This is a genomic window from uncultured Amaricoccus sp., from assembly GCF_937858865.1.
Taxonomy (GTDB): Bacteria; Pseudomonadota; Alphaproteobacteria; order Rhodobacterales; family Rhodobacteraceae; genus Amaricoccus.
The window spans coordinates 1-3,311 of record NZ_CALLYO010000046.1; the positions used below are offsets into that span (position 1 = coordinate 1).

Below are 3,311 nucleotides of genomic sequence, written 5' to 3' on the forward strand. Positions count from 1 at the left end.
GGAGAGGCAGAAGGGCACGCCGAACTCCTCCGCCGCCTGCGCCGCGAGAATCTCGCCGTCGGCATGCTGCATGCCGCAGAGGCCGGTCGGCGCCAGCGCCACCGGGATCGAGACCGGCTCGCCCACCATCTCGGTCCCGACGTTGCGGCCGGTCATGTCGACGAGCACCCGCTGGCGGAGCAGGATCCTCGCGAAGTCCTCCTCGTTCGACCGGTAGGTCCCCTCGGTCCAGGCCCCCGAGTCGGCATAGTCGAAGAACATCTTCGGCACCCGCCGGCGGGCCATGCGCTTCAGGTCGTCGATCGTCAGGGCATTCTCAAGCATGGCCTTCCTCCGTCTGGTGCCAGTGGGCGCACTTCGAGGTCTGACCGATGCCCGGGTTCAGGCTGTTGGTCGGATCGAGCGCACGATAGAAATCCGCGAGCGCCGGCTTCGCGTGATAGAGATGGCCGACATTGTGCTCGGCCGGATACTCCGCGCCGCGCGCGTCGAGCAGCCGCCACATGGCGTGCTCGAGCGCGAGGCAGTCCCTCCCCTTCTTCACCACGTAATCCTGATGGAAGACATGGCAGAAGAAGTGGCCGTAGTAGAGCTTCTTCTCGATCTGCGCCTCGATCTCCGGCGGCAGCCGCTCCACCCAGTCGCGGTCGTTGCGGCGGAGCGCGATGTCGAGCGCCACGATGTCCTCCACCTCGCGCCGATGCACCGCCCGGTAGCGCACCGCCGCTCCGGCGACCGCGAACCGGTGCAGGAACGCGGCCTCGCCCTCCGCCGGCGTGCACGCGAAGAAGTCGCCGGTCGCCGAGGGAAGCAGGCCTTCGAGATAGGCCCGCGCCTCGGCGATGCCGCTGCCCGCCATGCGCAGGAGCAGGTGGTGCTCGAAGCGGTCGCGGAAGGCGTTCATCCGCGCCGGCAGATGCTGCGGCGCCAGCGCCGCGACCCCCTGCGCCACCCGGTCGCTCAGCGTCGCCCCGAGTCCGAGCCGCTCGGTCAGCGCATCGACCCGCGCCTTGGCGGCGAAGAGCGCCGGCATCCGGTCGGTGCCGGCCTTCCTGATGAAGAGGAAGGTGTCCTTGCCGTACTTCGCCGCCACGTCGTAGGCGTCGCGGTGGATATATTCGCCCGCCACCGGCAAGTGCTCGAACCGCGCCAGGATGTGCCGGCGGATCCCGGTCAGCTCGTCCGGGTCGTTGGTGCCGATGTAGAAGACCGCCGTCTCCTTCTCCGCCTCGAAGGTGTCGAGCCGGACGGCGAAGACCGCGAGCTTGCCGGCGCAGCCCGCCGCCTCGCGCAGCCGGCGCGGATCGGCGTTGAAGCGCGCCGGCGTCGCCGCCTCGACCTCGCGGACGTGCGCGACATACTCCCGGTCGGAGGCCCAGGCCTCGGTCGGCTCCGGCACGGGGAGCTCGCCCCGCTCCACCCGGGCGAGGATCTCCTCCGGCTCGTTGCCGAGCGGCAGGCCGAGATGATTGACGAGGGCGACCGAGCCGTCCTCGCGCACCTCGGCATAGAGCGCCATCTCGGTATAGGCCGGTCCGCGCTGGACCAGCGCTCCGCCCGAGTTGTTGCAGATCCCGCCCAGCACCGAGGCGCCGATGCAGGAGGAGCCGATCACCGAATGCGGCTCGCGCCCGAACGGCTGCAGCGCCTTCTCGAGCGCATCGAGCGTGGCGCCCGGCAGGCAGACGACCTGCCGTCCGCCGTCGATCAGGTGGATCCCTTTCAGCCGCCGCAGGCTGACCAGCACGATCTCCCGGTCGTAGTCGTCGCCCCAGGGCGTCGAGCCGCCGGTCAGCCCGGTATTGGCCGCCTGGAAGATCACGATCCGCCCGGCGGCGATGGCGGCCTTCAGCGCCCGCCATTGCTCGACCAGGCTCCCGGGCCGGACCACGGCCAGGACCGGGCCGGCGCCGTAGCGGAAGCCGCGCGTGTAGCCGCGGGTCCGGCGCTCGGCCGTCAGCACCTGGCCGGGGCCGACGATGCGGCGGAGCTCGGCGATCAGCTCGTCTCGCGTTGTCATGGCGCTCCCTCCCTCCATGGCGATGGGTCCGGGGACGTGCCCCGGACCCGACGTCGTCAGTTGGCGACGGGGATGGTGGCGGCCACGTCGGGCACCATCTCGGTGAAGGGGTAGACGTAGGCCTGCGCCATCACCAGGAGGCCGACGAGGCAGGCGAGGGCGATCGAGTGGAAGAAGACGAACCTGAGGATCGAGCCCTCCTGACCATACCACTTGGTCGCGGTCGAGGCGACGACGATCGACTGGGCGTCGATCATCTTGCCCATGACGCCGCCCGAGGAGTTGGCCGCCGCCATCAGCACCGGATTGAGCCCAAGCTGCTGCGCCGTCACCTTCTGCAGCCCGCCGAAGAGGACGTTCGATGCGGTGTCCGAGCCCGTCACCGCCACGCCGACCCAGCCGAGCAGCGTGCCGAAGAACGGGTAGAGCCAGCCGGTGTTGGCGAAGGCGAGGCCCATCGTCGCGTCGGTGCCCGAGTAGCGGGTGACGTAGCCGAGCGCCAGCATGCAGGCGATGGTCAGCAGCGAGAAGCGGATCATGTAGAGCGTCTTGCCGTACATCCGCACCAGGCCCGCCGGGCCGTAGCCGAGCATGAAGCCCGAGACGATGCCGGCGAGCAGGATGCCGGTGCCGGTCATCGACAGGATGTTGAAGTTGAAGATCGCGGCCTCGGGATGCGCCTCGGCGACCACCGGGGGCACCTTCATGACCAGCTCGTGCAGGCCGGCGACCGGGAACCGCGCGCTCCAGATCGAGTCGAGGAGGGCTTTGGCCTGCGGCACGCCCCAGATGAAGACGAAGACCGAGAGGATCACCCAGGGCGTCCAGGCCTTCAGCGCCGCGCTGCGCGAGGCGACATCGGCCGGGTGCTCGTGCTCTTCCTCGCCCTCGACGTCCTTCGAGGACCAGTCGCGCGGCGCCTCGGTCATCGGCCTGGCCGGATGCCACACCCTGAGGAAGAGCGCGAGCGAGATCATCGAGACGATGGCGGCGACGATGTCGACGAGCCATGGCCCGTGGAAGTTGGAGACGAGATACTGCGGCACGGCGAAAGAGGCGCCGGCCACGAGCAGCGCCGGCCAGACCTCGATCATCCGCCGGAAGCCGACGAAGGCCCAGATCAGCCAGAAGGGCACGATGATCGAGAAGAACGGCAGCTGCCGCCCGATCATGCCGGAGAGCTCCATCAGGTCGAGCCCGGTGACGGCGGCGAGCGCGATGACCGGCGTGCCGAGGGCGCCGAAGGCCACGGGCGCGGTGTTGGCGATCAGGCAGAGGCCGGCGGCGGAGA

At 69.9% G+C, this 3,311-nt stretch carries 3 protein-coding genes; all 3 read right to left on the minus strand.

The annotated features are described in order from the left end of the window. Positions 1–324: alpha-hydroxy-acid oxidizing protein (locus Q0112_RS01250; protein WP_297970391.1), on the minus strand; the 324-nt coding region annotated here is incomplete at its 3' end. Further along, positions 317–2,020 carry a D-lactate dehydrogenase gene (gene dld / locus Q0112_RS01255; RefSeq protein WP_297970393.1) on the minus strand — a complete coding sequence of 568 codons (1,704 nt, stop codon included), beginning with the start codon at positions 2,018–2,020 and terminating at the stop codon, positions 317–319. The genes Q0112_RS01250 and dld, both read right to left, overlap by 8 nt. A 56-nt stretch (positions 2,021–2,076) precedes the next feature. After that, positions 2,077–3,311: L-lactate permease (locus tag Q0112_RS01260; protein WP_297970395.1), on the minus strand; the 1,235-nt coding region annotated here is incomplete at its 5' end.

What these genes read in the sequence shown, in the direction of transcription:
- dld (WP_297970393.1), bottom strand. Translation starts at nt 2,020, where the DNA reads ATGACAACGCGAGACGAGCTGATCGCCGAGCTCCGCCGCATCGTCGGC.